18 protein-coding genes are annotated in these 21,979 nt (G+C 71.1%); 7 read left to right on the top strand and 11 right to left on the bottom strand.

From position 1 onward, the window contains the following. The first annotated feature begins 28 nt into the window (after nt 1-28). The 4 genes from ilvY (at nt 29) to ACZ42A_RS20295 (ending at nt 3,873) form a co-directional block, all read left to right on the top strand. Complete coding sequence (gene ilvY, locus ACZ42A_RS20310) at nt 29-913, top strand: HTH-type transcriptional activator IlvY (protein WP_468528618.1); 885 nt, start codon at nt 29-31, stop codon at nt 911-913. Between the two features lie 184 nt (nt 914-1,097). After that, entirely contained in the window at nt 1,098-2,798 is a 1,701-nt protein-coding gene (locus ACZ42A_RS20305; RefSeq protein WP_468528617.1) for a DUF2264 domain-containing protein, read from the top strand. A 14-nt stretch (nt 2,799-2,812) separates the two neighbouring features. Beyond that, entirely contained in the window at nt 2,813-2,977 is a 165-nt protein-coding gene (locus tag ACZ42A_RS20300) for a hypothetical protein (RefSeq protein ID WP_468528616.1), read from the top strand. A gap of 65 nt (nt 2,978-3,042) precedes the next feature. Next, nucleotides 3,043-3,873: an isocitrate lyase/PEP mutase family protein gene (locus ACZ42A_RS20295; protein WP_468528615.1), complete on the top strand. Its 831-nt coding sequence runs from the start codon at nt 3,043-3,045 to the stop codon at nt 3,871-3,873. On the opposite strand, the gene ACZ42A_RS20290 is transcribed toward ACZ42A_RS20295, so the two are convergent. Both ACZ42A_RS20290 and ACZ42A_RS20285 read right to left on the bottom strand, forming a co-directional pair. Beyond that, nucleotides 3,795-4,580 (bottom strand): alpha/beta fold hydrolase, encoded by a 786-nt coding sequence (locus tag ACZ42A_RS20290; RefSeq protein WP_468528614.1) that lies wholly within the window; start codon nt 4,578-4,580, stop codon nt 3,795-3,797. The two genes, ACZ42A_RS20295 and ACZ42A_RS20290, sit on opposite strands and share 79 nt — an antisense overlap. Next, nucleotides 4,573-5,175 carry a TetR/AcrR family transcriptional regulator gene (locus tag ACZ42A_RS20285; protein ID WP_468528613.1) on the bottom strand — a complete coding sequence of 201 codons (603 nt, stop codon included), beginning with the start codon at nt 5,173-5,175 and terminating at the stop codon, nt 4,573-4,575. The genes ACZ42A_RS20290 and ACZ42A_RS20285 overlap by 8 nt, the downstream gene beginning before the upstream one ends. 105 nt (nt 5,176-5,280) lie before the next feature. On the opposite strand from ACZ42A_RS20285, the gene ACZ42A_RS20280 reads away from it, so the two are divergent. Then, nucleotides 5,281-5,979 carry a lysostaphin resistance A-like protein gene (locus ACZ42A_RS20280; RefSeq protein WP_468528780.1) on the top strand — a complete coding sequence of 233 codons (699 nt, stop codon included), beginning with the start codon at nt 5,281-5,283 and terminating at the stop codon, nt 5,977-5,979. 31 nt (nt 5,980-6,010) lie between these two features. On the opposite strand, the gene ACZ42A_RS20275 is transcribed toward ACZ42A_RS20280, so the two are convergent. After that, nucleotides 6,011-7,330: a jacalin-like lectin gene (locus tag ACZ42A_RS20275; RefSeq protein WP_468528612.1), complete on the bottom strand. Its 1,320-nt coding sequence runs from the start codon at nt 7,328-7,330 to the stop codon at nt 6,011-6,013. 245 nt (nt 7,331-7,575) lie between these two features. Between ACZ42A_RS20275 and ACZ42A_RS20270 the strand changes: the two genes are divergently transcribed. Both ACZ42A_RS20270 and ACZ42A_RS20265 read left to right on the top strand, forming a co-directional pair. Then, nucleotides 7,576-9,282: a PHP domain-containing protein gene (locus ACZ42A_RS20270; RefSeq protein WP_468528611.1), complete on the top strand. Its 1,707-nt coding sequence runs from the start codon at nt 7,576-7,578 to the stop codon at nt 9,280-9,282. Next, entirely contained in the window at nt 9,279-9,797 is a 519-nt protein-coding gene (locus ACZ42A_RS20265; protein WP_468528610.1) for a hypothetical protein, read from the top strand. The genes ACZ42A_RS20270 and ACZ42A_RS20265 overlap by 4 nt, the downstream gene beginning before the upstream one ends. Before the next feature lie 109 nt (nt 9,798-9,906). Here the strand turns inward: ACZ42A_RS20265 and ACZ42A_RS20260 are convergent, their stop codons facing one another. The 8 genes from ACZ42A_RS20260 to ACZ42A_RS20225 form a co-directional block, all read right to left on the bottom strand. Beyond that, entirely contained in the window at nt 9,907-12,777 is a 2,871-nt protein-coding gene (locus ACZ42A_RS20260; RefSeq protein WP_468528609.1) for a glycoside hydrolase family 2 TIM barrel-domain containing protein, read from the bottom strand. Nucleotides 12,778-12,804: 27 nt separating this feature from the next. After that, on the bottom strand, nt 12,805-13,698 hold the full coding sequence (locus ACZ42A_RS20255) for a carbohydrate ABC transporter permease (protein WP_468528608.1): 894 nt from the start codon (nt 13,696-13,698) through the stop codon (nt 12,805-12,807). After that, entirely contained in the window at nt 13,695-14,663 is a 969-nt protein-coding gene (locus ACZ42A_RS20250) for a carbohydrate ABC transporter permease (RefSeq protein ID WP_468528607.1), read from the bottom strand. The genes ACZ42A_RS20255 and ACZ42A_RS20250 overlap by 4 nt, the downstream gene beginning before the upstream one ends. Nucleotides 14,664-14,686: 23 nt before the next feature. Continuing rightward, nucleotides 14,687-15,952, bottom strand: a complete 1,266-nt coding sequence (locus ACZ42A_RS20245) for an ABC transporter substrate-binding protein (RefSeq protein ID WP_468528606.1) — start codon at nt 15,950-15,952, stop codon at nt 14,687-14,689. Between the two features lie 192 nt (nt 15,953-16,144). After that, on the bottom strand, nt 16,145-17,977 hold the full coding sequence (locus ACZ42A_RS20240; RefSeq protein WP_468528605.1) for a glycoside hydrolase: 1,833 nt from the start codon (nt 17,975-17,977) through the stop codon (nt 16,145-16,147). 18 nt (nt 17,978-17,995) lie between these two features. Then, nucleotides 17,996-19,243 carry an ROK family transcriptional regulator gene (locus tag ACZ42A_RS20235; RefSeq protein WP_468528604.1) on the bottom strand — a complete coding sequence of 416 codons (1,248 nt, stop codon included), beginning with the start codon at nt 19,241-19,243 and terminating at the stop codon, nt 17,996-17,998. Nucleotides 19,244-19,377: 134 nt separating this feature from the next. Beyond that, nucleotides 19,378-20,667: an FAD-binding protein gene (locus tag ACZ42A_RS20230; RefSeq protein WP_468528603.1), complete on the bottom strand. Its 1,290-nt coding sequence runs from the start codon at nt 20,665-20,667 to the stop codon at nt 19,378-19,380. 59 nt (nt 20,668-20,726) lie between these two features. After that, on the bottom strand, nt 20,727-21,971 hold the full coding sequence (locus ACZ42A_RS20225; protein WP_468528602.1) for an RNA-guided endonuclease InsQ/TnpB family protein: 1,245 nt from the start codon (nt 21,969-21,971) through the stop codon (nt 20,727-20,729). Nucleotides 21,972-21,979: the final 8 nt, after the last annotated feature.

Raw genomic sequence — 21,979 nt, 5'->3', positions numbered from 1 at the left:
CGAAGCATGGCGTTCCGGAAGGTGAAAGATGCAGGACCACGACCAGTACCGGCTCTTCCTCCATCTCGCCTCAACTCTGAGCTTCACCCGGACCGCGGCTGACTGCCACGTCAGTCCCGCTACGTTGTCCCGGACCGTGCAGCGCCTGGAGACCGCCACCGGGCACCGGCTACTGGACCGAGGCCCACACGGCGTCGCACTGACCGAGCACGGCCACCGCTTCCGCCGCTACGCGACCGAAGCCCTGGAGCTGTGGGACCGCTACCGCGACAACGACCTCACAAGGGACCAACTCAGCGGGCAGCTCCGGGTGTTCGCCTCTGTCACAGCCTGTCAGAGCCTGCTACCTGACCTGCTCGCACCTCTGCGAGACGCCCATCCCCGGGTGCGGATCTCAGTGCGGACCGGTGACGCCGCAGCCGCCCTCGCACTCCTCGACGACGGCGAGGCCGACCTCGCCGTTGCGGCCCTGCCCTCCCGAGTTCCGGCCACCCTCCTCACCCGCACCGTCGCCCGCACCCCCCTCGTCCTCGTCCGAGCCGACCCACCGCCATCAAACGCGCAGCTTCCGGCTCCGGACGAGCCGTTCGTACTCCCCAGACAGGGCCTGGTCCGAGACATCGCCAACCGGTGGTTCCGCCGCCTCGGCATCACACCCCGCATAGCCGCAGAGGCCGACGGACACGAAGCCCTGCTCACCCTGGTAGCCCTCGACTACGGCACAGGCATCATCCCCGACCTCGTCCTGCAGCACTGCAGCATCCGGCACCGGCTCCATGCCGCCCCGACCCCGTCCAGCCCCGGCGAACTCACCATCGCCGCGTGCATCCGGCGCACCGATCTCCACCGACCCTTGGTCGCCGCCGCCTGGGCAGCCACAAGGCCCGGTCACCCCTTACGGTCACAGCACTAGCGGCGGTCAGCCGAGTGCGCGGCGCAGCGCCCGAAGCGGATCGAGGTCCGGGAAGTTGCGTCCCGGCGCGTAGGAGGTTGTCATGTCGTCCGCGGAGCGGAGAGCATGCTCCGGCGGGTGCATGAAAGCGGTTGCTGGCATGGCGGACCCGTGGCCCGGACCGAGCAGGAGAGAAAGAGGACCGATGCAGCTGCCTCCCGAGGACCGCACCCTCAGCCCGTACACCGGCTACACCCGCGCCCACTGGGAGGCGGCGGCCGACGCGCTGCTCGCGGCGGTGGAGCCGTACGCCACCGAGGACTTCGCGCTCTACCACCTTCCCGGCGACCGGGAGAGCTGGTCCGGCCGGCTCTCCGACGGTCTGGAGGGGTACGCCCGCACCCTGCTCCTGGCGGCCTTCCGTCGTGACGAGACCGCGTTGCAGCGCTACGCCGACGGGCTCGCGGCCGGCACCGCGGGGGTCTGGCCGCGGGTGGAGAGCCGTACCCAGCCGCTGGTCGAGGCGGCGTCGATCGCGCTCGCGCTGCGGCTGACCCGGCCGCTGCTGTGGGACCGGCTGGACGACGCGGTGCGGCAGCGCGCGGTGGACTGGCTGACGGACGCGGTCGACGCGGAGGCGTGGCCGTGCAACTGGGAGTTGTTCCCGGTGACCGTCGGCGGGTTCCTCGAGGAGATCGGGTACGAGACGGCGGCGTCCCGGGCGGCGATCGAGCGCGGGCTGGAGCGCATCGAGAAGTGGTATCTCGGCGACGGCTGGTACACGGACGGGGACGGCCGGAAGTTCGACTACTACAACGGCTGGGCGATGCACCTGTATCCGGTAGTGCATGCGTGGCTGGCGGGCGACAGTGAGCTGTTGGATGTATACGGTCGACGGCTGTCGGAACACCTCGCCGACTACGCCCGTCTCTTCGGTGCCGACGGCGCCCCCCTCTACCAGGGCCGCTCCCTCACCTACCGCTTCGCCACCACCGCCCCCCTCTGGCTCGGCGCCCTGACCGGCCATACGCCGCTCCCGCCCGGCGAGACCCGGCGGCTGGCCTCCGGCGCCCTCAAGTACTTCCTCGACCGGGGCGCGGTCGACGAGCGCGGCCTGCTCACCCTCGGCTGGCACGGGCCCGATCCGGCCGTCCTCCAGGGCTACTCCGGACCGGCCTCCCCCTACTGGGCGAGCAAGGGCTTCCTCGGACTGCTTCTGCCGGCGGACCACGCCGTGTGGACGGCCGCCGAGCAGCCGGGACCGGCAGAGCGCGAGGACGCCGTCACCCCCGTCGGCCCGCCCAACTGGCTGCTTCAGTCGACCCGTTCGGACGGCGTGGTCCGGCTCCACAACCACGGCAGTGAGGACGTCCGCTACGACCCGCACTACACGCGCCTCGCCTACTCGACCGCGACCCGGCCCGACGCGTCGTACGACAACAGCGTGATCGTCGGCGGTGACGCGAGCCGTACGGACATCGTGCCGCTGGGCGTGGGCGACGGCTGGGCGGCGTCGCGGCACACGGCGGGCGGGGGAGCGCGGGTGTCCAGTGCCGTGCTCGCGCACGGGGCCGCCGAGGTGCGGGCGTACCTGGTGACGGACGCGGCACCCGGCACGCCGGTGCGGGTCACCGGGTGGGCCCGCACCTCGGCGGAGGACGGCCCGCGCGCCGAACTGGTCCCCGTCGTCGGCCTGTCCGACGCGCTCGCGGGCGTCACCGGCGTCGGCGGCACCCTCTTCGTCGCCCTGGCCCGTCTCACCGGCGAACCGGACCCCGCACCGCTCGCCGACGCGGTGACCGTGCGGGCGGACGACGGCACCGGGGAGCTGGAGGTGCGCTGGAGCGGAGGCCCCGCGCTGCGGGTCCGGCTGGACGCCGACGGGGTGGACGTCAGGCCCCTGTGAGGGCGTCGGGCAGGATGTGCCCGCGCGACGGCGTCCGCCATGCGGCCGCTCGACACCCACGGCTGCCGGCGCATGTCCTGGTCCGGCTGCTGCGGGACCCCGACACCGCGCAGACCGCCGCCCGCCATCCGGGCCTGCCCGTCGAGGGGATGCACTGGATGCTGGAGCGGCGGCCGTAGTCGCCCGGTAGGCCCGGCGCCACACTTCGGCCGGTGCCGAACGGATCCGGGCCTACCGTTCCCGTATGACCGCCTTCGCCGAACTCCACCACACCGACGACCCTCTGCTCCTGCCCACCGCCTGGGACCACGCCTCGGCCCGGCTGTTCGCCGCGCAGGGGTTCCCCGCGATCGGCACCACGAGCCTCGGTGTCGCGGCGGCGGCCGGAGTGCCGGACGGTACGGCGGCGACTCGCGAGGAGACCCTGCGCCTGGCCCTCGCCCTCGGGTCGGAGCCGTGTCTGCTGTCGGTGGACGCGGAGAGCGGGTTCAGCGACGACCCGGGGGAGGTGGGGGAGTTCGCCCGGCAGCTGGCCGTCGTGGGCGCCGCGGGGATCAACCTGGAGGACGGACTGGGCTCGCCCGCCCTGCACGCCGAGAAGATCGCGGCGGTGAAGGCGGCGGCACCGGGCCTGTTCGTCAACGCCCGCACGGACACGTACTGGCTGGGCGACGGCGACCGCGAGGACACCAGACGCCGTCTGGAAACCTACCGGCGGGCCGGCGCCGACGGCGTGTTCGTCCCCGGCCTCACCGACCCCGCCGAGATCGCCGCCCTGGTCCGCGACCTCGACGACACCCCCCTCAACATCCTGTACGCGCCCGACGGACCCGCCGTCGCCCACCTCGCCGACGTGGGCGTACGCCGGATCAGTCTCGGCTCGCTGCTCTACCGGCGGGCGCTCGGCGCGGCCGTGGACGCGCTCACCGAGATCCGCGCGGGACGGCGGCCGGGCGGCACCGGACCGTCGTACGGCGAGGTACGGGCGTTGAGCGGTCAGCCCGGTGCCGGCACCCCGAAGATCTCCGCGACCCGGTCGGCGAACACGACCGGGTGCTCGATCGTCCCGAGGTGACCGCCGGGCAGCTCGGCGAACCCGCCTCCGGACCGCTCGGCGAGGAACTCGGCGGTGCGGTACAGGAGTCGGCCGCGTGAGTCTTCGCCCGCCGCCAGGGTGAGCCGGGCGGCGGCCGGTGGCGTCGGCTCCGGGACGTAGGAGGTGAACGGGACCAGGACGTGCGCCAGGAACAGGGCTATCGGCTGGACCAGCTCCTCGGCGGGGGAGAGGGGTTGCCCGTCCGGCAGGGGGTCCGGCGCCCGCTCCTCCAGCACGGCCGTGAGCCGCACCGCGGCGGCCGCCGGTCCCGCGGCGCGGTAGGTGTCGTACACCTCCCGGAACTCCGCCCGCCGCCGCGCCCCGTCGGGCAGCGCGGCCACACACGGCGGCTCGTGCGCGACGACGTGCCGCAGCCGCCGGGGGTGCCGGGCGAGCAGGTCGAGCGCGGCGATGCCGCCGGAGCTGGTGCCGAGGACGTAGGCGGACTCGCCGTCGGGGAGCACCGCCTCCAGCACGTCCCGGGCGCCGTCGCTCCACGCCTCGACCCGCTGGTCGCCGACCGGCCGGCCGAGCCGTCCGTGGGCGAGGCCGAGCGGGTCGTACGTCACCACCGTGAAGCGTTCGGCGAGGCGCTCGGTGAGCGGGCCGAGGCCCATCGGGTGCCCGGCGCCGCCGGGGAGGACGAGCAGCACGGGCCCGTCGCCGCACACGTCGTGGTCACTCATGGGTGTCGCTCTTCTCCTCGCTCTTCTCCTCGCGCGGCCAGTGGGTCAGGGCCGTGTGCAGGGCGTCGACGGCGCGGTCCCAGGACCGCTGTACGTCGCGGGGTGCGCCGAAACCGCCGCCGGCCTCCAGGACGCAGTAGCCGTGGAAGGTGGCGCGCAGCAGGCGCACGGCGTCGGTCAGGTCGGGTTCGTCCAGGCCGTAGGCGCGCAGCATGCCGTAGGTGATCTCGGCGGTGCGGCGCAGGGCCGGGGAGTCGGCGATCGCGGACTGGTCGACGCGGGTCTGGGTGGCCGCGTACCTGCCCGGGTGCTCCAGCGCGTACGCCCGGTAGGCGTTCGCGAACGCGGCCAGCGCGTCCTTGCCGGCGCGGCCGGCGACGGCCGCCGCGATGCGGTCGATCAGCTCCCCGCCGGCCCGCAGGGCCATCCGGGTGCGCAGGTCCTGGAGGTTCTTGACGTGCGAGTAGAGACTCGCGTCCTTCACCCCGAACCGGCGCGCCAGCGCGGACAGGGTCACGTTCTCGAACCCGGCCTCGTCGGCGAGTTCGACGGCGGCTGCGACGAGGCGGTCGGTCGTGAGGCCGGCTCTGGGCATGGGGCACCTCCCTCTCCGTGCTGAAGGCTAGCCTAGTAGCTCTAGGAAGAAGCCTAGTCCCCATCGGAAGCGGACGGACTCCCGGACTGGAATCCTGGGGTGACGATGTGGATCGTCTGTGTCGTCGCCGTCCTGGTCGCCGCGAACGCGCTCAACAACTGGCTGCTGCGGGGACCCGTCGCGTACGTCCTCGTCTGCGTCGCCGCGACGGCCGTCCTGCTGCTCATCGCCCGTTGGGACGGCCTCACCCGGGCCGATCTGGGGCTCGACTCGACCGGTCTGCGGCGGGGGCTGCGATGGGCGCCCGTACTCGCCGGTGCCGTCCTCGTCGTCCTTCTGCTGCTCCTCGCCGTTCCGGCCGGCCGGGACGTGTTCCGGGATGCCAGGGCCGTCGGCCTGTCCCCGGAGGAGGTGCTCGGCCGGGCGCTGGTACGGGTGCCGTTCGGCACCGTGCTGCTGGAGGAGACCGCCTTCCGCGGTGTGCTGTGGGCCATGATCCGGCGACGGCACGGAACGGCGTGGGCCACCACCGTCTCGTCGCTGCTCTTCGGCCTGTGGCACATCATGCCCTCGCGCGGGCTCACCCGCTCCAACACCGCCGCCGCCGAGTTCTTCGGCGGCGGTCCGGCGGGCGTCGTACCGGCCGTCACGGCGGCGGTCCTGGCCATGGCCGCCGCCGGGGCGGTCCTGTGCGAGCTGCGACGCCGCTCCGGCAGCCTGCTGGCACCGGCGGCCCTGCACTGGGCGGTCAACGGCTTCGGCTACGCGCTCGCCTGGGCGGCGAACCGATGGTGGCTCAACTGAGGTCCGCTGAGGTCCGCTGAGATCGGCTCAGTCAGCCGATCGGTGCGTACACCACGCCCAGCTTGTCGATCTCGTCGCCCGAGCGGCCGGTGAAGCCGACGATCCGCCAGCCGGACGGTGCCGTGAAGGTGGCCGTGTCCGTCGTCGGCGTACCGGCGGAGAGCGTGCGGCCCTTGTCCGTGGTGAACGCCGCCGAGAAGATCCGTGTCCGGCCGTCCTTCTGGCCCCGCGTCAGTTTCACGGACGTGAGGTGCTCACCCGACCCGAGCGTCAGCGTCGTCGCCGTGCCGCCCGCACCGCCGTGGGACAGGACCGTACCGCCGTCGTGCGTCAGCGACACGGCGTCCAGGCGGGCGCCGCCGCGCAGGGTCAGCGTGCGGGGCGACGGGGTGGCCGGCAGGTCGTCGGCGTCGTTGAAGGCGGTGCCGTGCGGGCCGCCGAAGAAGTCGCTCGCCTTGAGGGACGGGTTGACGGTGTAGGAGAAGCCGACCGTGTGCGGGAAGTGGTCGGAGAGGTGCTCGCCGTCGGAGCGGAGGAAGGACGCCCACTCGTTGTTGTAGTGAGTGGCGTCGAGGGTGACGAGGTCGCTTCCTCGATACAGGACCTTGTCGACCACCTCGCAGTCGTTCGTCGGTGCCGCAGCGTCGCAGACCAGCGCGTCGCTGCCCTGGGCCGGGGAAGTGCCGCCCTTGACCAGGTCCACCCAGGGGTCCTTGAGGCCGTTCTCGCCGATCAGCGTGCGGATGTTGTCACCGGTGCGGGTGTACCGCGTGTTCGTGTCGCCCATGACGATCACCGCGTTGCCCGCGGAGTTGGCCTGGACGAAGTCCGACAGCTGCTCGATGTTGGCGCGGCGGGCGGCCAGCGCCGCGTCGGTCACATCCGCGTTGGTGTGCACGTTGTAGAGGTCCACGAAGACGCCCTCGGCGAGCCGGACCCGGGCGAGTGTGAAGCCCTTCGGGGTCAGGCAGTCGGTGCCGGTGCAGTCCTTCCAGTCGACCCGCTGGAAGTCCTCGAAGGGGTGGTCGGAGAGGGTGTTGAGGCCGTCGCCGATGCCCGCTCCGCCGCTGGTCGCCGTCCGGTACGGGTGGGTGTCGTGGGCGTAGAGCGAGGCGTGGTAGTTGAAGTCCTCCTGGACGTTGACGATGTCGTACGGGCCGAGCCGCCGGCCGATCAGCGGTGTGTTGGTCTCCGGGTCGCTGTCGCCGAGGCCGAGGGGGAGGCCCGCGATGTTGTACGTCAGCACGGTGAACGAGCCGGTGCTCGCCGCCGCGGCGGGGGTGGAACCGGCGGTGACGAGTCCGGTCGCGGCCAGGGCGGCGGCGGTGAGGGCGCCGAGCAGTCTTCTCATGGCGAGGGCGTCTCCAGGGGAGGGGGAGCAGAAGTGAGCAGTGCTCAGCTTCTTCGTCAACGCCACTGACGTACAAGGGGAGTTGGGGAAGCTGTGAACGGCGGGACGAGCGGCCGTGTCCGGGACTCCTGATGCTCACCCCTGAGTCGTTCAACATTCATCTTCCACCTCGATCCTCCTCACGCGGCGCAGCAGCGCGCCCACGAAGGCGGCCGCGGAAGGCAGCGGCATCGAGGAGGCACACCATGGGCCACGCCCACCACCACGGCCACGGCCACGGGCATCACCACCATCACCACGACCACGCGCACGACCACGCGGCCCTGCCCGCCGCCTTCGACACCTCCGTGCCCGACGAGGCCCTGACCCCCGAACAGCAGTCCCGCCGCTCGCTGTTGCGCCGCGCCGGACTGCTCGGCGCGGGCCTGGCCGCCGGGAGCGTGCTCACCCCGCAGGCGTCGCCCGCGTACGCCGCCTCCGCGGGCCGCAAGCGGGACGGCTTCCTGTGGCTCGCCGGCGACCACCACATCCACACCCAGTACAGCAGCGACGGCAAGTACCGCGTCGTCGACCAGGTCCGGCAGGGCGCCCGGCACGGCATGGACTGGCTGGTCATCACCGACCACGGCAGCGCCACCCACGCCCGTATCGGTGTGGAGAAGGTCAACCCCGACATCCGGGAGGCCCGCGCGGCCTACGAGGACACCCTCGTCTTCCAGGGCCTGGAGTGGAACATCCCGGCCGCCGAGCACGGCACCGTCTTCGTGCACCCCGGCAAGAACGAGGTCGCCGTCCTCAAGCAGTTCGAGGCCGACTACGACGGCGGGGTCAAGGGCGCCGGCGACTCCACGCCCGCCAACGAGGCCCTCGCCATCGCGGGCCTGAACTTCCTCGCCGAGCAGGTCCAGCGCCGCAAGGTCAAGGACGCCCTGATGCTCGCCAACCACCCCGCGCGGCGCGGCGTCGACTCCCCGCACGAGATCCGCGCCTGGCGCGACGCCACCGACCCCGGCCACCAGATCGCCGTCGGCTTCGAGGGCGCCCCCGGCCACCAGGCCGCCGGCCTGCCCGCGCCGCTCGGCATGGCCCGCGCCCGCGGCATCTACGACAACAACCCCAGCGCCAACTCCTTCGCCGGCTACCCGCCCGAGTCCTACCGCACCTGGGGCGGCTTCGACTGGATGACCGCCACCGTCGGCGGCCTGTGGGACAGCCTGCTCGCCGAGGGCAAGCCCTGGTGGATCACCGCCAACTCCGACTCCCACCAGGTCTACGGCGACACCGCCGTCCGCGGCCCGGGCGGCGACTTCAACGCCAACGGCCGCTACGAGGATCCCGTCTACGGCGGCAGGATCGACATCACGCAGGGCGACTACTGGCCCGGCCAGTACAGCCGCACCCACGTCGGTGCAGACGGTTTTTCGTATGCGGCCGTCATGGACGGCATCCGCGCCGGCCGGATCTGGGTCGACCACGGCCAGCTGATCAGCGCCCTCGACGTCCGGCTCGCCGGCGGCGGCCGCTGGGCAACGCTCGGCGGCGCCCTGCACGTGAAGAAGGGCACCCGGGTCACCCTCACCGCGGACGTGGCCCTGGCCGGCGGCCCCAACTGGGCCGGATTCGTGCCCCACCTGGCCCGGGTCGACGTCATCCAGGGCGACGTCACCGGCGAGGCGAAGGACAGGGACACCTTCACCGCCCCCACCGCCAAGGTCGTGAAGTCGTACGAGGTGAACAAGTCGACCGGCACGGTCCGCCTCACCTACGACCTCGGCCAGGTCGACCGCCCGGTCTACGTCCGGCTGCGCGGCACCGACGGCAACCGCACCGCCGTGGGACCGATGGGCGCGGCCGTCGACCCGGCGGGCCCGGCGATCGACATCGTCGGCGACGCCGACCCGTGGCGCGACCTGTGGTTCTACTCCAACCCGGTGTGGGTCCTGCCGTCATGACCCCGCCGTACGTCACCCCGCCGTACGTCCTCACCGTGGACCCGGGCCTGACGGACCTGCGCGCGGCCGACCACCTGCTGCGGACGCTCGCCGCCGAACTCGCCCTCCCCGAGGGCATCTTCGGCTGCACGCACCTGCTGCGGGACGGCCGGCCGCGCGTGGCCCTCTCCCTCGCCACACCGGTCCCGGCACCCCGCGAGCGCCTGCTCGCCCAGGGGTACGAGGTGACGGACGGCGCCCCCGACGCGGTGGGCCGCGCGGTGCTCTACCCGGGCGCCGCCGGCCTCACCGGCACGCTCACGGTCGCGGAGCTGCTGTCCCGCTCCGCGATCGACCGGGTCAGCGTGCTGGGCGCCGCCGGGGACCCCGACCCGCGGACGCTGCTGGTGACCCGGGACCATGTCCGCCCCCAGTGGCAGCGGGGCGAACTGGTGCTGACCGCCATGCCCGCCGCGGGCGGCCGGCTCACCCCGTTCGAGGTGCCGGATCCCACACCGTGCTGCGCCGACCACTGACGCGGCACCGACCCCGGTCCTGACCCGACCCGCTTGGTGGTGTCCCTGACGCCGGGTGCGGCGGAAGCGGCCGGCCGGTCACCCGCGCGGGGACCGGCCGGCCGCCGCGTCAGCTCCGTGCCTCCGAGAAGACGAAGGAGAAGGTGGCCGGCTCGGCGCGCAGGTGGTACTGCGGCAGCGCGCCGGGGCCGCAGGACTGGGAGCCGATGCCCATCTGCCCGTGGTCGAGGTTCACCCACACCGTGTCGCCGGGCGTCAGGTCGGTGAGGTGCTGCGCGGCGTCCAGCTGCTCGTTCGTCCAGCGCCGGGCGCTGAACCAGAACGCCGGGTCGCCCTCGATCCGCAGGCCGCCCAGCTCCGCCCAGCGGACGTCGGCACGGGCGCCGTTCTCCTGGGGGCGGACGTATGGCGTCTGCAGATCGTCGACAGTCGACCGCCAACGGCCGACCATCGACGCCATACCGGTGTCCGGATACGCCTCGCCCGGCCCGCCGCCGAACCACGTCACCTCGTCCGCCCGCGCGAGCCCGAACCGGACGCCGAGCCTCGGCAGCGGCACCGTCCAGTCGCCCTCGGGCGTCACGGAGACGGTCAGCCGTAGCCGGTCGCCGTCCGACGTCCAGCGATATACGGTATGCAGTCCGATGTCGACGGCCGCCGGCGCCACCCGCGTCCGCACCGTCAGCGCGTCGTCGCCCAGCTCCACACCGTCCAGCCGGTGCCGCATCCGGTGCAGGCCCAGCCGGCGCCACAGCAGGCCGTAGCGGGCGTCCGGCTGCCAGGGTGCCCCGTTGTCGTTGTCGGTGGGCGCCCGCCACACGTCCAGCCGCAGACCGGTCACCTCCACCCCGCCGAGCGTGCGCAGCGCACCGGTGCGCAGGTCGAAGGAGGCCGGGCCCAGATACACCAGCCGCTCGCTCGCCGCGGGCCGTTCGCTCGCCGCCACCGACGGCACCACCGGTCCGCCGACCGGCAGTTGGCCCCACGCGACCACATGGTCCTTGGCTCCCCACGCCGTCGCCTCGGCCAGGAGCGCCCGGACCGTCCACTGCGTCTCCGCACCGGCGGGAGCGTCGGCCGGCGGGCGCGGCAGCTTCACCTCCGCCGACTCGCCCGGCGCCAGCGCGGGCACGGACAGCGGTCCGGCCTCGACCGTCTCTCCGTCGACCTGGTACGACCACTCGAAGGCGAGCGCGGACAGATCCGCGAAGTCGTACCTGTTCGTCACCCGTACGGTGCCGTCCCCGCCGTCGCCCTCGATCCGGACCGGCTCGATCACCTTCTTGAACTCGGTCAGCCCCGGCGACGGCCTGCGGTCGGGGAACACCAGTCCGTCGCAGACGAAGTTGCCGTCGTGCAGTTCCTCGCCGAAGTCACCGCCGTAGGCGAAACCCAGCGCCGGGTGCTTGATGCCGTGGTCGATCCACTCCCAGACGAAGCCGCCCTGGAGCCGGTCGTACGACTCGAACAGCCGCTGGTAGTCCGCGAGTCCGCCGGGGCCGTTGCCCATGGCGTGCGCGTACTCGCACAGGATGAAGGGGAGGGCGCGGCGCTTCAGGGTGCCGCCGTCCAGGCCGCGGCCGATCTTCTCGACCTCGTCGTGGAAGGCGTACATCCGCGAGTACATGTCCGTGTCACGGCAGTCGAGGTCACCCTCGTAGTGCACCAGCCGCGAGCCGTCCCGGCCGTGGATCCACTCCGCCATGGCGGTCAGGCCGCGCCCGGTGCCCGCCTCGTTGCCGAGGGACCAGATGACCACCGACGGGTGGTTCTTGTCCCGCTCCACCATGCGGGCGGCGCGGTCCAGCAGGGCCGGGGTCCAGCGGTCGTCGTCGACGGGATTGTCCCGCCAGGACTGCTCCACGAAGCCGTGGGTCTCCAGATCGCACTCGTCGATCACCCACAGCCCGTACTCGTCGCACAGGTCCAGGAACGCCGGGTGCGGCGGATAGTGCGAGGTGCGCACCGCGTTGACGTTGTGCCGCTTCATCAGCAGCACGTCCTCGCGCATGGTCTCCAGGTCGAGGGCGCGCCCCCGCTCGGCGTGCCACTCGTGGCGGTTGACGCCCTTGAACAGGACCGGCCTGCCGTTGACCTTGATCAGACCGTCCTCCAGGACGACGGTCCGGAAGCCGATCCGAAGCGGCACCTGCTCGCCCGGCGTGGCCAGCACCCCGTCGTACAGCCGGGGCGTCTCCGCCGTCCACGGCTCCACCGGGACCGTGACCGCCTCGCCGGTCGCGATGTCGAGGCCCAGCTCAGGGACGGTGACCCGGCCGGCGACCTCGGAGTCGACGCGCAGGGTGCCCTCGCCGCTCACATGGTCGTAGGAGGCGTGCACGAAGAAGTCGCCCGCGGCGCCCTCGGGGCGGTGCAGCAGGGTGACATCCCGGAAGATGCCCGGCAGCCACCACTGGTCCTGGTCCTCCAGGTAGGAACCGGCCGACCACTGGTGGACACGGACCGCCAGTACATTGCCTGCAGTTTTCAGTAGATGGCCGACCGCGAACTCGTGCGGCAGCCGCGACCCCTTGAACTCGCCCAGCTCCGTGCCGTTCAGCCAGACCCGGGCGCAGGACTCCACCCCGTCGAAGCGCAGCACCGCACCGCCGTCCGCCGGCCAGTCCGCCGGCAGGTCGAAGACGCGCAGATGGTCGCCGGTCGGGTTCTCGGTCGGGACGTGCGGCGGATCGACCGGGAAGGGGTAGAGGTGGTTGGTGTAGATGGGGGCGCCATGGCCCTGGAGCACCCAGTGGCCCGGGACCGCGACCTCCGCCCAGCCCCCGGCGTCGTACCCGGGCTGGGCGAACGCGTCGTCCTCGGCGTCCGCGGTCGCGGACAGCCGGAACTGCCAAGTACCGTTCAGGGAAAGGGACTGCGCCTCGGAGGACGCGTACCAAGCGCGGGGCGGCAGAGTGCCGCGGCCCGGCGAGACGTCCTCCACATAGTCGATGGCGGTGGGGGTGGTGCGGAAAGACATCGGTCTCCAGGTCTCGAGAAGAGAGCGTCAGCCCTTGATGCCGGTCTGCGCGATCCCCTGGACCAGCCAGCGCTGGAGGAAGAGGAACACGAACACCAGGGGCAGGATGGAAATGGCCGTGGCCATGAAGATCAGATGGAAGTTGACGGTCTGGTTGGTCATGTACGAGGAGAGCGCCACCTGGACGGTCCACGCGCTCGGGTCCTGGCCGATGACCAGGGGCCACAGGAAGGAGTTCCAGCCGCTGATGAACGTGATCGTCGCCATCGCCGCGAAGAAGTTCAGCGAGTTCGGCACGACGATCCGCCAGTACGCGCCCCAGTAGCCGAGCCCGTCCACCCGCGCCGCCTCCTCCAGCTCCTTGGGGAATCCCAGGAAGTACTGCCGGAACAGGAAACAGGTGAAACCACTGAACAGGCCCGGGATGATCAGACCGCGGTAGGTGTCCACCCAGCCGAGTGACGACACCAGCACGAAGCTGGGCACGAAGGTGACGGCGGTCGGGACCATCAGGGTCGCCAGAACGGCGTAGAAGACCTTGTTGGCGTGCCTGTACGGGATGCGGGCCAGACCGTATCCGGCGAGCGAGCAGACCAGCAGCGTGCCGACCGTATGCAGGATGCCGACGACCGTCGAGTTCCACAGGGAGCGGGCGAAGTCGACCGTGGGATCGTCGAACGGCTCGGTGATGTTGCCCCACTGGATGTCGGTGGGGAAGAACTTCCACTCCTCGCCCGTGATCTCCGGGTCCGTCATCAGGGCGTTGCGGACGATCAGATAGAAGGGGACGAGGAAGAGCAGGGCGGCGACGGAGGTCGCGACATAGAGCCCGGCGGAGCCCATCACGCCGCCGCGCCGTCCGCGCCGCGGCCCGACCGGTCCGGCAGCCGGCTTGTCCAGTCCGGGAGTCGTGGTGGTCACTTGGACTCCTCACCCCTTCCGAAGCCCATGAACTTGCCCTGGAGCAGGGTGACGACGCAGATCAGCAGCGTCAGGAGCACCGCGCCCGCGCTGCCGGCGCCGTAGTCCTGGTTCTCGCCGAGGGCGACGTAGTACAGCTCGACCAGCGGCGGACGGCCCCAGGTGGCGTTCGACAGCAGATTGAAGAACTCGTCGAAGGCCTGGTACGCCTGCACCAGCAGCAGCAGGATCACGGCCGTCGAGGTGGCCCGCAGCTGGGGCAGGGTGATGTACCGGAAGGTCTGCCAGCCCGGCTTCGCCCCGTCGATGGCGGCGGCCTCGTACAGCTCCTGCGGGATGTTCTGCAGGGCCGCCAGGAACAGGATCATGAAGAAGCCGGCCTGGAGCCACAGCCGGACGGTGACCAGGACCAGCCAGTACCACGGCGGATCGGGGCTGGCCAGCCAGGCGATGTTGTCGATGCCGAACCAGCCGAGGACGGTGTTCATCAGCCCGAAGCGGACCCCGCTGAAGATCGACATCTTCCAGATGAGGGAGGCGGCGACATAGCTCACCGCCGTCGGCAGGAAGAACACCGACCGGAAGAAGGCCCGCATGAACCGCAGCCGGTTCACCATCAGGGCCAGACCCAGCGAGAACGCCCAGGTGGTGGGCACGATGAACGCGGCGAAGACGGTGAAGGTGACGAGCGACCCCATGAAGTCGTCGTGCGTCAGCATGTACCGGTAGTTGTCGAAGCCGATGAACTCGCTCGGCGTGACCGTGAACCGGGCGTCGAAGAAGGAGAGCCAGAGGCTCCAGCCGATGGGGATGTAGACGAAGACCGCGAGCCCGATGAGGAACGGGCTGGTGAAGAGCCAGAAGTTGAAGGTGCTGCTGCCCCGCAGCCCCCGCCGCGGCCGGGCCGGGGAGGCCGTGGACGCCGGGGCGGGGCCCTTGAGGTCGCGCGTGGTGGTGGTCGACATGACGTGGATTCCTGTCCGCCGGCCTATCCGAAGAGCTTCTTCAGCTCGCGGTTGACCTTGCCGTCGGCCTTGTCCAGTGCGGCCTCCGGGTCGCCGCTCGCGCGGACGCAGTCGGCGACGACGTCCTCGATCGCGTCGATCATGGCCTGGGTGAAGCCGATGTTGTCGAAGTGGCCGTACTCGTTGAACAGCTTGACGCCCTCGGCGGGCAGCCCCGACTTCAGCTTGTCGGCGGACTCGGCGATCGAGGTGCGCGGCGGGACGTGGAAGCCGTAGGAGAGCGACCAGTCCTCCTGGTACTCCTTCTGGTCGATCCACAGCCACTTCACGTACTCCTTGGCCGCGTCGACGTTCTTGCCCTTGGCGTTGACGAACATCGACCAGCCGCCGTTGTAGACCGACGGCTTGCCGGCGTCCGTCACCTTCGGGAAGGGGAAGATGCCGAGGTCGTCGCCGAGCGCCTGCTGCATCTGCGGCATCGCCCACATGCCGCACCACTGGATCGCGGTCAGGCCCTGGTTGAGCGCGGACGGGTCCCAGAAGTCGGTCGGGGCGCCGAGCAGCAGGTCGCCGCTGGTGAACAGCTTGCGCAGCTTGACCAGGCCCTCCTTGACCCCGTCGGTGTGGTAGGCGATCTGGTTCTTGTCGTCGAGGGTGTCGGCGCCGGCCGCCCAGATCAACGGCCGGACGACCGCGTCCAGTTCGTTGCCGAGGAAGACGCCCTTGACCTTGTCCGTGGTGAGCTTGGCCGCGACTTCGATCAGCTCGTCGAGGGTGGTCGGGACGTCGACACCGGCCTTCTCGAACATCGACTTCCGGTAGAAGAAGAACTGCGGGTCGTCGATCATCCGGATGCCGTATATCTTGCCGTCGACCGTGTGCGAGGCGATGTCGGCCTGGTTGAAGTCGTCCTTCACCGGCTCGACGATGTCGGTCAGATCGGCCACCTGACCGCTGCGCACGAGCTGGATCTGCGGGTGGAACTCGAACAGGTCCGGGGCGTTGTCCGTGAGCAGCGCCGAGAACAGCTTGCTCTCGAAGTTCTCGCCGGTGATCCACTGCGTGGTGACGTTGGCTTCCTTGTACGCCTTCGCGTACCGCTTGATGGCCTGCTCGGTACCGGCCTCGCCGTACGCGTGGAAGTACTGCACCAGGTTCTTGCCCGAACCGGCGCCGCCGCCCCGGCCGTTGTTGCCGCCGCACGCGGCCAGCCCGCCGGCGGCGGCCAGGCCCATCGCGGCCCGCAGGACGGATCGGCGGTCCCAGGAGGTGTTGCTGAATGCCGGCATGCTGACGTCCTTGTCTCTGAGTGCGGCTGCGGTCGGTGCCGGACGCTAACCTTCGGCTAAGGCTTCGGCAAGGGGTTGGACGAAGTCTGTTCGAAACGTTGCGTCAGGTTCGGAATGCCGAACGTGGCAGGGTGGCGGGACCCCGCGTCAGCGGCGCCCGCCACCCTCCCCAGGGGATGAACCGGGGATGAACTACCGCCGGAACCAGGCCTGGTTGGTGCCACCGGTGCAGCTGTAGAGGATCACCCTGCTGCCGTCCGCGGTCGCCTGCCCGCTGACGTCCAGACACTTCCCGGAGGCCTCGCTGACGATCTGTCCGTTGGCGTTCAGCAGCCAGCGCTGACCCGCCTCACCGGTGAACCCGGCGCTGGTCGTCAGGCCCGAACTCCCCGCCGTCAGATACCCGTTGGCGCCCTTCAGGCCGCCCTCGGCGTCGTACGACCACGACTGCTCGGCCCCGCCCGTGCAGGTGGCGATCGCGGCCCCCGAGGCGTCCGCCGTCAGGCACTTGCCGGAGTGCTTGCCCTGCCAGGCCCCGGTGACCGCCGATGCGCCGTCGCCCTTCTGGTCGAGGACGTACGTCGTGATGGAGCGGGCGGGGAGCGTCGAGGAGACCGTGCCGCCGCTCACGGAGGGCTTGCCGACGGAGGCCCAGTCCTCGGTGGCCGAGGTGCGCACCGCCTTGGTCGCGCGCAGCGGCGTCTTGCTGTTGAAGCGCAGGTTCAGCGCGGTGTCCGTGGTGTTGTGGTTGTTGACGACCACGACCCACTTGCCTTTGCGGTCATAGGCGCTGACCTCGACGCCGTCCGGCACGCCGGTCACGTTGTGCATCACCGCGCCCGGCTTCACGAACTTGCTGTACTGGCCGAGCGCGTAATAGCGCTTGGTGAAGTACAGCGTCTGGTTGCCGTTCGTCGCGTAGTCCGGGTCGTAGTAGATCAGGCCGTCGTTCCAGCCCTGGTCGTTCCTCGCGTACGGGTCGGTGCCGATCATCTCCGACAGGGCGACCCACCAGTGGAACGCCGAGTCGTGGGCGGTCGCGAAGTCCTTGTACACGATCCGCGACAGGTTCAGACCGCCGTCGATAGTCGGGTCGTACTCCTGTGCCCATCCGGTGCCGCCCTTGCCGAAGCAGCAGATCTCGGTGGACCAGGACGTCTTCCCGACGGACTTCGAAGTCTCGTAGACCTTCGCCCGGTTGGCGTCGGACGGGTTGTCGTAGGTGTGGTGGGCCAGCTTGTCGACGTACTGGGCCGTGCCCGGCTCCGAGATCCAGCGGGGAACCTCGTCGTTGAACTTCACCGTGCTGGTGGACTCGTCGGCGATGATGCCGGTCTTCTGCTTCCGGGCCTGCTGCTCGGCGCCGAGCGCCCGCACGATGTCGTCGCGCTGCGGCACGTCGACGAGCATGCCCTCCTGGCCGCAGGAGTCGAAGCTGTTCGTCGGCTCATTGAAGGGGCTGATGTAGTCGAGCCTGACGCCCCGCTTCGCGAAGTGGTCGGTGACGTCGGCGATGTACTTCGCGAAGTCCCGCTCGTGCTCCGTCTTCAGATGGCCGCCGCAGCTCTTGCCGTTGGTCTTCCACTCGGCGGGCGCGCTGTTGACGAAGCCGATCAGGTCCTCCACGCCGTACTCGGCGGCGTAGTTCAGAAACGTACGGCCCGCCTTGTCCCTGCTCCAGTCGTACGTGCCGTCGTCGTCGCGGAAGTCCTCGGGGGCGCGGGGCGCGTAGGTCACGCCGGTGCCGCCTCCGCCGATGTTGTAGCGGTAGGCGCTGAGGTCCAGGCCGTCCTTGGAGAACAGCAGCTTGCCGACCCGGGCCTGGACCTCGGGGTCGAAGTTCTTCAGGTCGTTGACCCACCAGGCCCCGGACGCGCCGATGTTGTCGATGGTCTGAGCGGCGTGGGGGGAGACCTCGGCGGCGGCCGCGGACTCGGCGGCGGTCGATGGAGGTGCGGATATCAGGGCTCCGGTGACGGCCAGCGCGGCCGCGGCCGTCCCGAGGATCGATCTGCTGGTGCGCAACGTGCATCCCTTCCGTCGTCATGAAGGCGGTGCGGTACGGCTCCTTGCGGGGGTGGTGCTGCGTCGTACGGCCCTCTGCCCGACCGACTGCAGCGCGCCCTCCAGCGCGAACGTCGCCGCGCCCAGGCACACCGGGTCGGTGGGGATCGGGGAGAGGACGATCTCGGTGGCGGCCAGCGGCCGCCGCAGCGCGTGCCGGGCGACGGCCTCGCGCACCTCGGCGAGCAACGGCTCGCCGAGCGTGGCCGCGACCCAGCTGCTGAGCACGACCACTTCGGGGTTGAAGAGATTGACCAGGTCGGCGATGCCCGCGCCGAGATAGCGGGCGGTGTCCCGGACCACCTTCACCGCCACCGGATCGCCCGCGGCGACCCCCCGCGCCAGCGCGTCCACGGTCGCGGTCTGGTCCTCGGGGTGCAGCAGGGCGCTGCGGGGACTCAGCTCCCGCAGGTTCAGCATGATCCCGGGCGCGCCGACATACGTCTCCACGCAGCCGTGGTTGCCGCAGTGGCACAGCCGGCCGTCCAGGACGAGCGTGGTGTGCCCCCACTCGCCGGCGCTGTTGCTGACCCCCCGATGCAGCCCGCCGCCCAGCACCAGCCCGGCACCGACCCCGGTGCCCAGGTTCACCACCACCGCGTCGCCGCGCCCGCGCGCGGCCCCGAACCACAGCTCGGCGACCGCGCAGGCGCGCAGCGGGTTGTCCAGGTAGAGGGGGTAGGCGATGTGCTCGGTGAGCAGATCGAGCAGGGGCACGTCGTGCCAGTCCCAGTTGGGCGCGTACTCCGCGACCCCGGTGTCCCGGTCCACCTGCCCCGGCACGCTCACCCCGACGCCCAGCACCCGGGCACCCTCGACGCCGGCCTGCGCGACCACCGCGCCGACGGCCGCCGCGACATGGCCGACCACCTGCTCGGGGCGGCTCTCGCCGGGCCGCATGTCCTCGTCGGCGCGGGCCAGTACGTTCAGCGCCAGGTCGAAGAGCTCGACATGGACGTAGGTCTCCGCGATGTCCACCCCGATCAACGCGCCCCCCGACGCGTTGACGGCGACGAGGCCCCGGGGGCGCCCGCCCGCCGAGTCCTCGAACCCGACCTCGGTGATCATCCCGAGGTCGAGCAGCTCGCCGACGAGGGTGGCGACCGTGGCGAGGCTCAGCCCGGTGGCGGCGGCCAGCTCCTGCCGGGAGGTGGGGGACTCGGCGATGATCTGGCGCAGCACCTCGTAGCGGTTCGCGGTGCGGATGTCGCGTGATGTGCGCTTCACCAGATGTGTCCCCCGTCCCTTCGGCTCGTGCGGAACCGGGCACGTCGGCACCGGCGCGGCCGCAAGGCTATGGGGAACGTGGACTTTCGACAAGGGGTTAGGAAAGGGGCTTTATAAAGTCGGGCCTCGTCGGGTCAGTCGTCCAGGACGTGCCGCACGAAGGCGTTGGCGAACTTGCCCTCGGGATCCAGCGCCCGGGCGAGCGCCCGGAAGTCGCCGAGCCGCGGATACCGTTCCCGCAGGACCGCCGGCGGTGTCGTGAAGACCTTGCCCCAGTGCGGCCGCGCGCCGAAGCCGTCCAGTGCTCGCTCCACCTGCCGGACCACCGGCAGCACGGCCGCCGTATCGGCGACCCAGGTGAAGTGCAGCGCCACCGAGTCCCGCCCGTATGCGGGACTCAGCCACTGCTCGTCGGCGGCGACCGTACGGATCTCGCAGGTCTGCAGTACGCCGGCGACCGCATCCCGGATCCCGTCGATCGCATACAGCGCATCGACCCCGGCCTCCCGCGGCAGCAGATACTCCGACTGCAGCTCGTCCCCGCTGCTCGGCGTGAACTCCGCCCGGAAGTGCGGCAACCGCTCGTGCCACGGCCCCGCCACCCCGAACTGCGCGGTGCAGTTCACGGCCGGCATCCCCGGCACCGGATGCATCGCCTCGGTCGCGGGCGCGGCCCGGTCGAACCCGGCGTACGGCTGATCGGTCCGCCGCTTCACCCACACCTGCCGGAAGCCGGGCGCACCCCAGTCGGTGAACAGGCTGACGCTGTACGCCGCCCCCATCACCGCCTCGAAACCCGCCAGATCCAGCCCCGCCAGTGGCAGTTCGGTGAACACGTACTGCTCCACCTCGAACGCCGGCTCCAGATCGAGCGTGAGCGCGGTGACGACCCCGAGCGCCCCCAGCGCGGTGACCGCTCCCTCGAACCCCACGCCCTGGTCGGCGCCTCGAGCCATCCGCACGGTCGTCCCGTCGGCGACGACCAGCTCGACCTCCCGCACGGCCGCCGCGAGCGGACCGTTGGCCATCCCCGACCCGTGCGTACCGGTCGCCACCGAACCGGCCACCGAGATATGCGGCAGCGAGGCCATGTTCGGCAGCGCCAGCCCGTGCCGGTGCACCGCGCGAGCCAGCTCCGCGTACCGGACACCGCCCGAGACCCGCACCGTACGGGCGGCGGTGTCCACGTCGATCGCGGGCGGCAGGTCGGCCAGGGACAGCAGCACGCCCTCGGGGCCCGGCTCGGCGATCTCGTTGAACGAGTGCCCGCTGCCCAGCACCCGCACCCGCGCGCTCTCCGCGACGAGCGCCCGCAGCGCGTCCAGGGAGCGGGGGCGGTGCAGTTCCTTGGCGGTGTAGGTGATGTTGCCCGCCCAGTTGGTCACCGGTGCGGTCTCGTCGGTCACGGGTACGGTCTCGGTCATGCGGTGCTCCCTCCCCGGGGGAAAATCGCGAACGAGGCAGTTTGACGTGCTCCCTGGTCTCAAAGTCCAGGGATTCCGGCCTGGGTCGTCTGACCCTTCCGGGGGCTTCCTGCTTCACCGCGCTGTGCGGGCACGTGTGCCCGTCTTACCGGCGCTCCACAGGCGTTTAGCGTCTCCGCCCGTCCGGCGGCGACGATACGGCGTCCTTCGAAGAGGACGTTGCGGGCTGCGTTGTGGTCGCGGTTGTGCACGGCGCCGCACGCGCCGCACGTCCACTCCCGGACGTGGAGGGGTTTCGGGCCGTCCCGGAATCCGCAGGCCGAGCAGACCTGCGAGGACGGGAAAGCACGATCCACCTTGGCGAAGGTGCGGCCGTGCAGAGCCGCCTTGTACTCCAGCATGTCGACGAACGCGGACCATCCCGCGTCGTACACGGACTTGGCGAGCCGGGTACGGGCGAGGCCGGACACCGCGAGGTCTTCCACGTACACCGCTTGGTTGTCGCGAATGATCTGTGTGGAAGCCTTGTGGTGCCAGTCCCGCCGCTTGTCGGCGACCTTGGCGTGCTGGCGTGCGACCTTGACACGGGCCTTGTCCCGGTTCTTCGATCCCTTGGCCTTGCGGGACAGCTCCCGCTGAAGACGCTTGAGCTTCTTCTCGGCCCGGCGCAGGAAACGCGGGGCGCTGATCTTCGTCCCGTCTGAGAGGACCGCGAACGCGGACAGGCCCAGATCGATCCCGGCGTCGGTGTCCGCCTCGGGGAGGATGTCCGGCTCGGTGTCCACGACGAAGCTGAGGAAGTACCGGCCGGAGCTGTCCATGATGACGGTCAGGGACGTGGGCGCGGCCGGAAGCCGGCGGGACCACTTGACCTTGAGGCTGCCGACCTTGGCCACGTACACCGTGCCGTCGTCCTGGAGGGAGAAGGCGTTGGTGTTGAGGCGGATGGACTGCCGGGTGTCCTTCTTCGACTTGTAGCGGGGAGGGCCGACCTTGCGGCCCTGCCGCTTGCCCTTGAGGCTGTCGAAGAAGTTCTTGTAGGCGGCATCGAGGTCCCGTAGGGACTGTTGCAGGACGACCGCCGACACGTCGGCGAGCCAGGCGCGCTCGGCGGTGCGCTTGGCCTGGGTGATGCGAAGCCGGGACAGCTCGGCAGACGTCACATACGGCAGCCCGGCCGAGTGTGCTTCCTTCCGGTCGCGCAGGCAGTCGTTCCACACCACGCGGGCGCACCCGAACGCCTTCGCCAGCGCACGGCGCTGGGAGGCGTCCGGATAGGCCCGGTAGTTGTAGCGGAGCTGCATGACGAAAG

This window comes from Streptomyces sp. NPDC030838, assembly GCF_055572035.1.
The sequence above is the reverse complement of the archived record's forward strand: the minus strand, read 5'-3'. Positions and strand labels throughout refer to the sequence as shown.

Bases quoted from the DNA above. Each gene is read 5' to 3' on its own strand.
- ACZ42A_RS20275 (WP_468528612.1), bottom strand. From the start codon at position 7,330: ATGAGAAGACTGCTCGGCGCCCTCACCGCCGCCGCCCTGGCCGCGACC.
- ACZ42A_RS20290 (WP_468528614.1), bottom strand. From the start codon at position 4,580: ATGAGTGACCACGACGTGTGCGGCGACGGGCCCGTGCTGCTCGTCCTC.
- ACZ42A_RS20270 (WP_468528611.1), top strand. From the start codon at position 7,576: ATGGGCCACGCCCACCACCACGGCCACGGCCACGGGCATCACCACCAT.
- ACZ42A_RS20225 (WP_468528602.1), bottom strand. From the start codon at position 21,971: ATGCAGCTCCGCTACAACTACCGGGCCTATCCGGACGCCTCCCAGCGC.
- ilvY (WP_468528618.1), top strand. From the start codon at position 29: ATGCAGGACCACGACCAGTACCGGCTCTTCCTCCATCTCGCCTCAACT.
- ACZ42A_RS20295 (WP_468528615.1), top strand. From the start codon at position 3,043: ATGACCGCCTTCGCCGAACTCCACCACACCGACGACCCTCTGCTCCTG.
- ACZ42A_RS20245 (WP_468528606.1), bottom strand. From the start codon at position 15,952: ATGCCGGCATTCAGCAACACCTCCTGGGACCGCCGATCCGTCCTGCGG.
- ACZ42A_RS20230 (WP_468528603.1), bottom strand. From the start codon at position 20,667: ATGACCGAGACCGTACCCGTGACCGACGAGACCGCACCGGTGACCAAC.
- ACZ42A_RS20305 (WP_468528617.1), top strand. From the start codon at position 1,098: ATGCAGCTGCCTCCCGAGGACCGCACCCTCAGCCCGTACACCGGCTAC.
- ACZ42A_RS20300 (WP_468528616.1), top strand. From the start codon at position 2,813: ATGTGCCCGCGCGACGGCGTCCGCCATGCGGCCGCTCGACACCCACGG.
- ACZ42A_RS20260 (WP_468528609.1), bottom strand. From the start codon at position 12,777: ATGTCTTTCCGCACCACCCCCACCGCCATCGACTATGTGGAGGACGTC.
- ACZ42A_RS20265 (WP_468528610.1), top strand. From the start codon at position 9,279: ATGACCCCGCCGTACGTCACCCCGCCGTACGTCCTCACCGTGGACCCG.
- ACZ42A_RS20280 (WP_468528780.1), top strand. From the start codon at position 5,281: ATGTGGATCGTCTGTGTCGTCGCCGTCCTGGTCGCCGCGAACGCGCTC.
- ACZ42A_RS20250 (WP_468528607.1), bottom strand. From the start codon at position 14,663: ATGTCGACCACCACCACGCGCGACCTCAAGGGCCCCGCCCCGGCGTCC.
- ACZ42A_RS20285 (WP_468528613.1), bottom strand. From the start codon at position 5,175: ATGCCCAGAGCCGGCCTCACGACCGACCGCCTCGTCGCAGCCGCCGTC.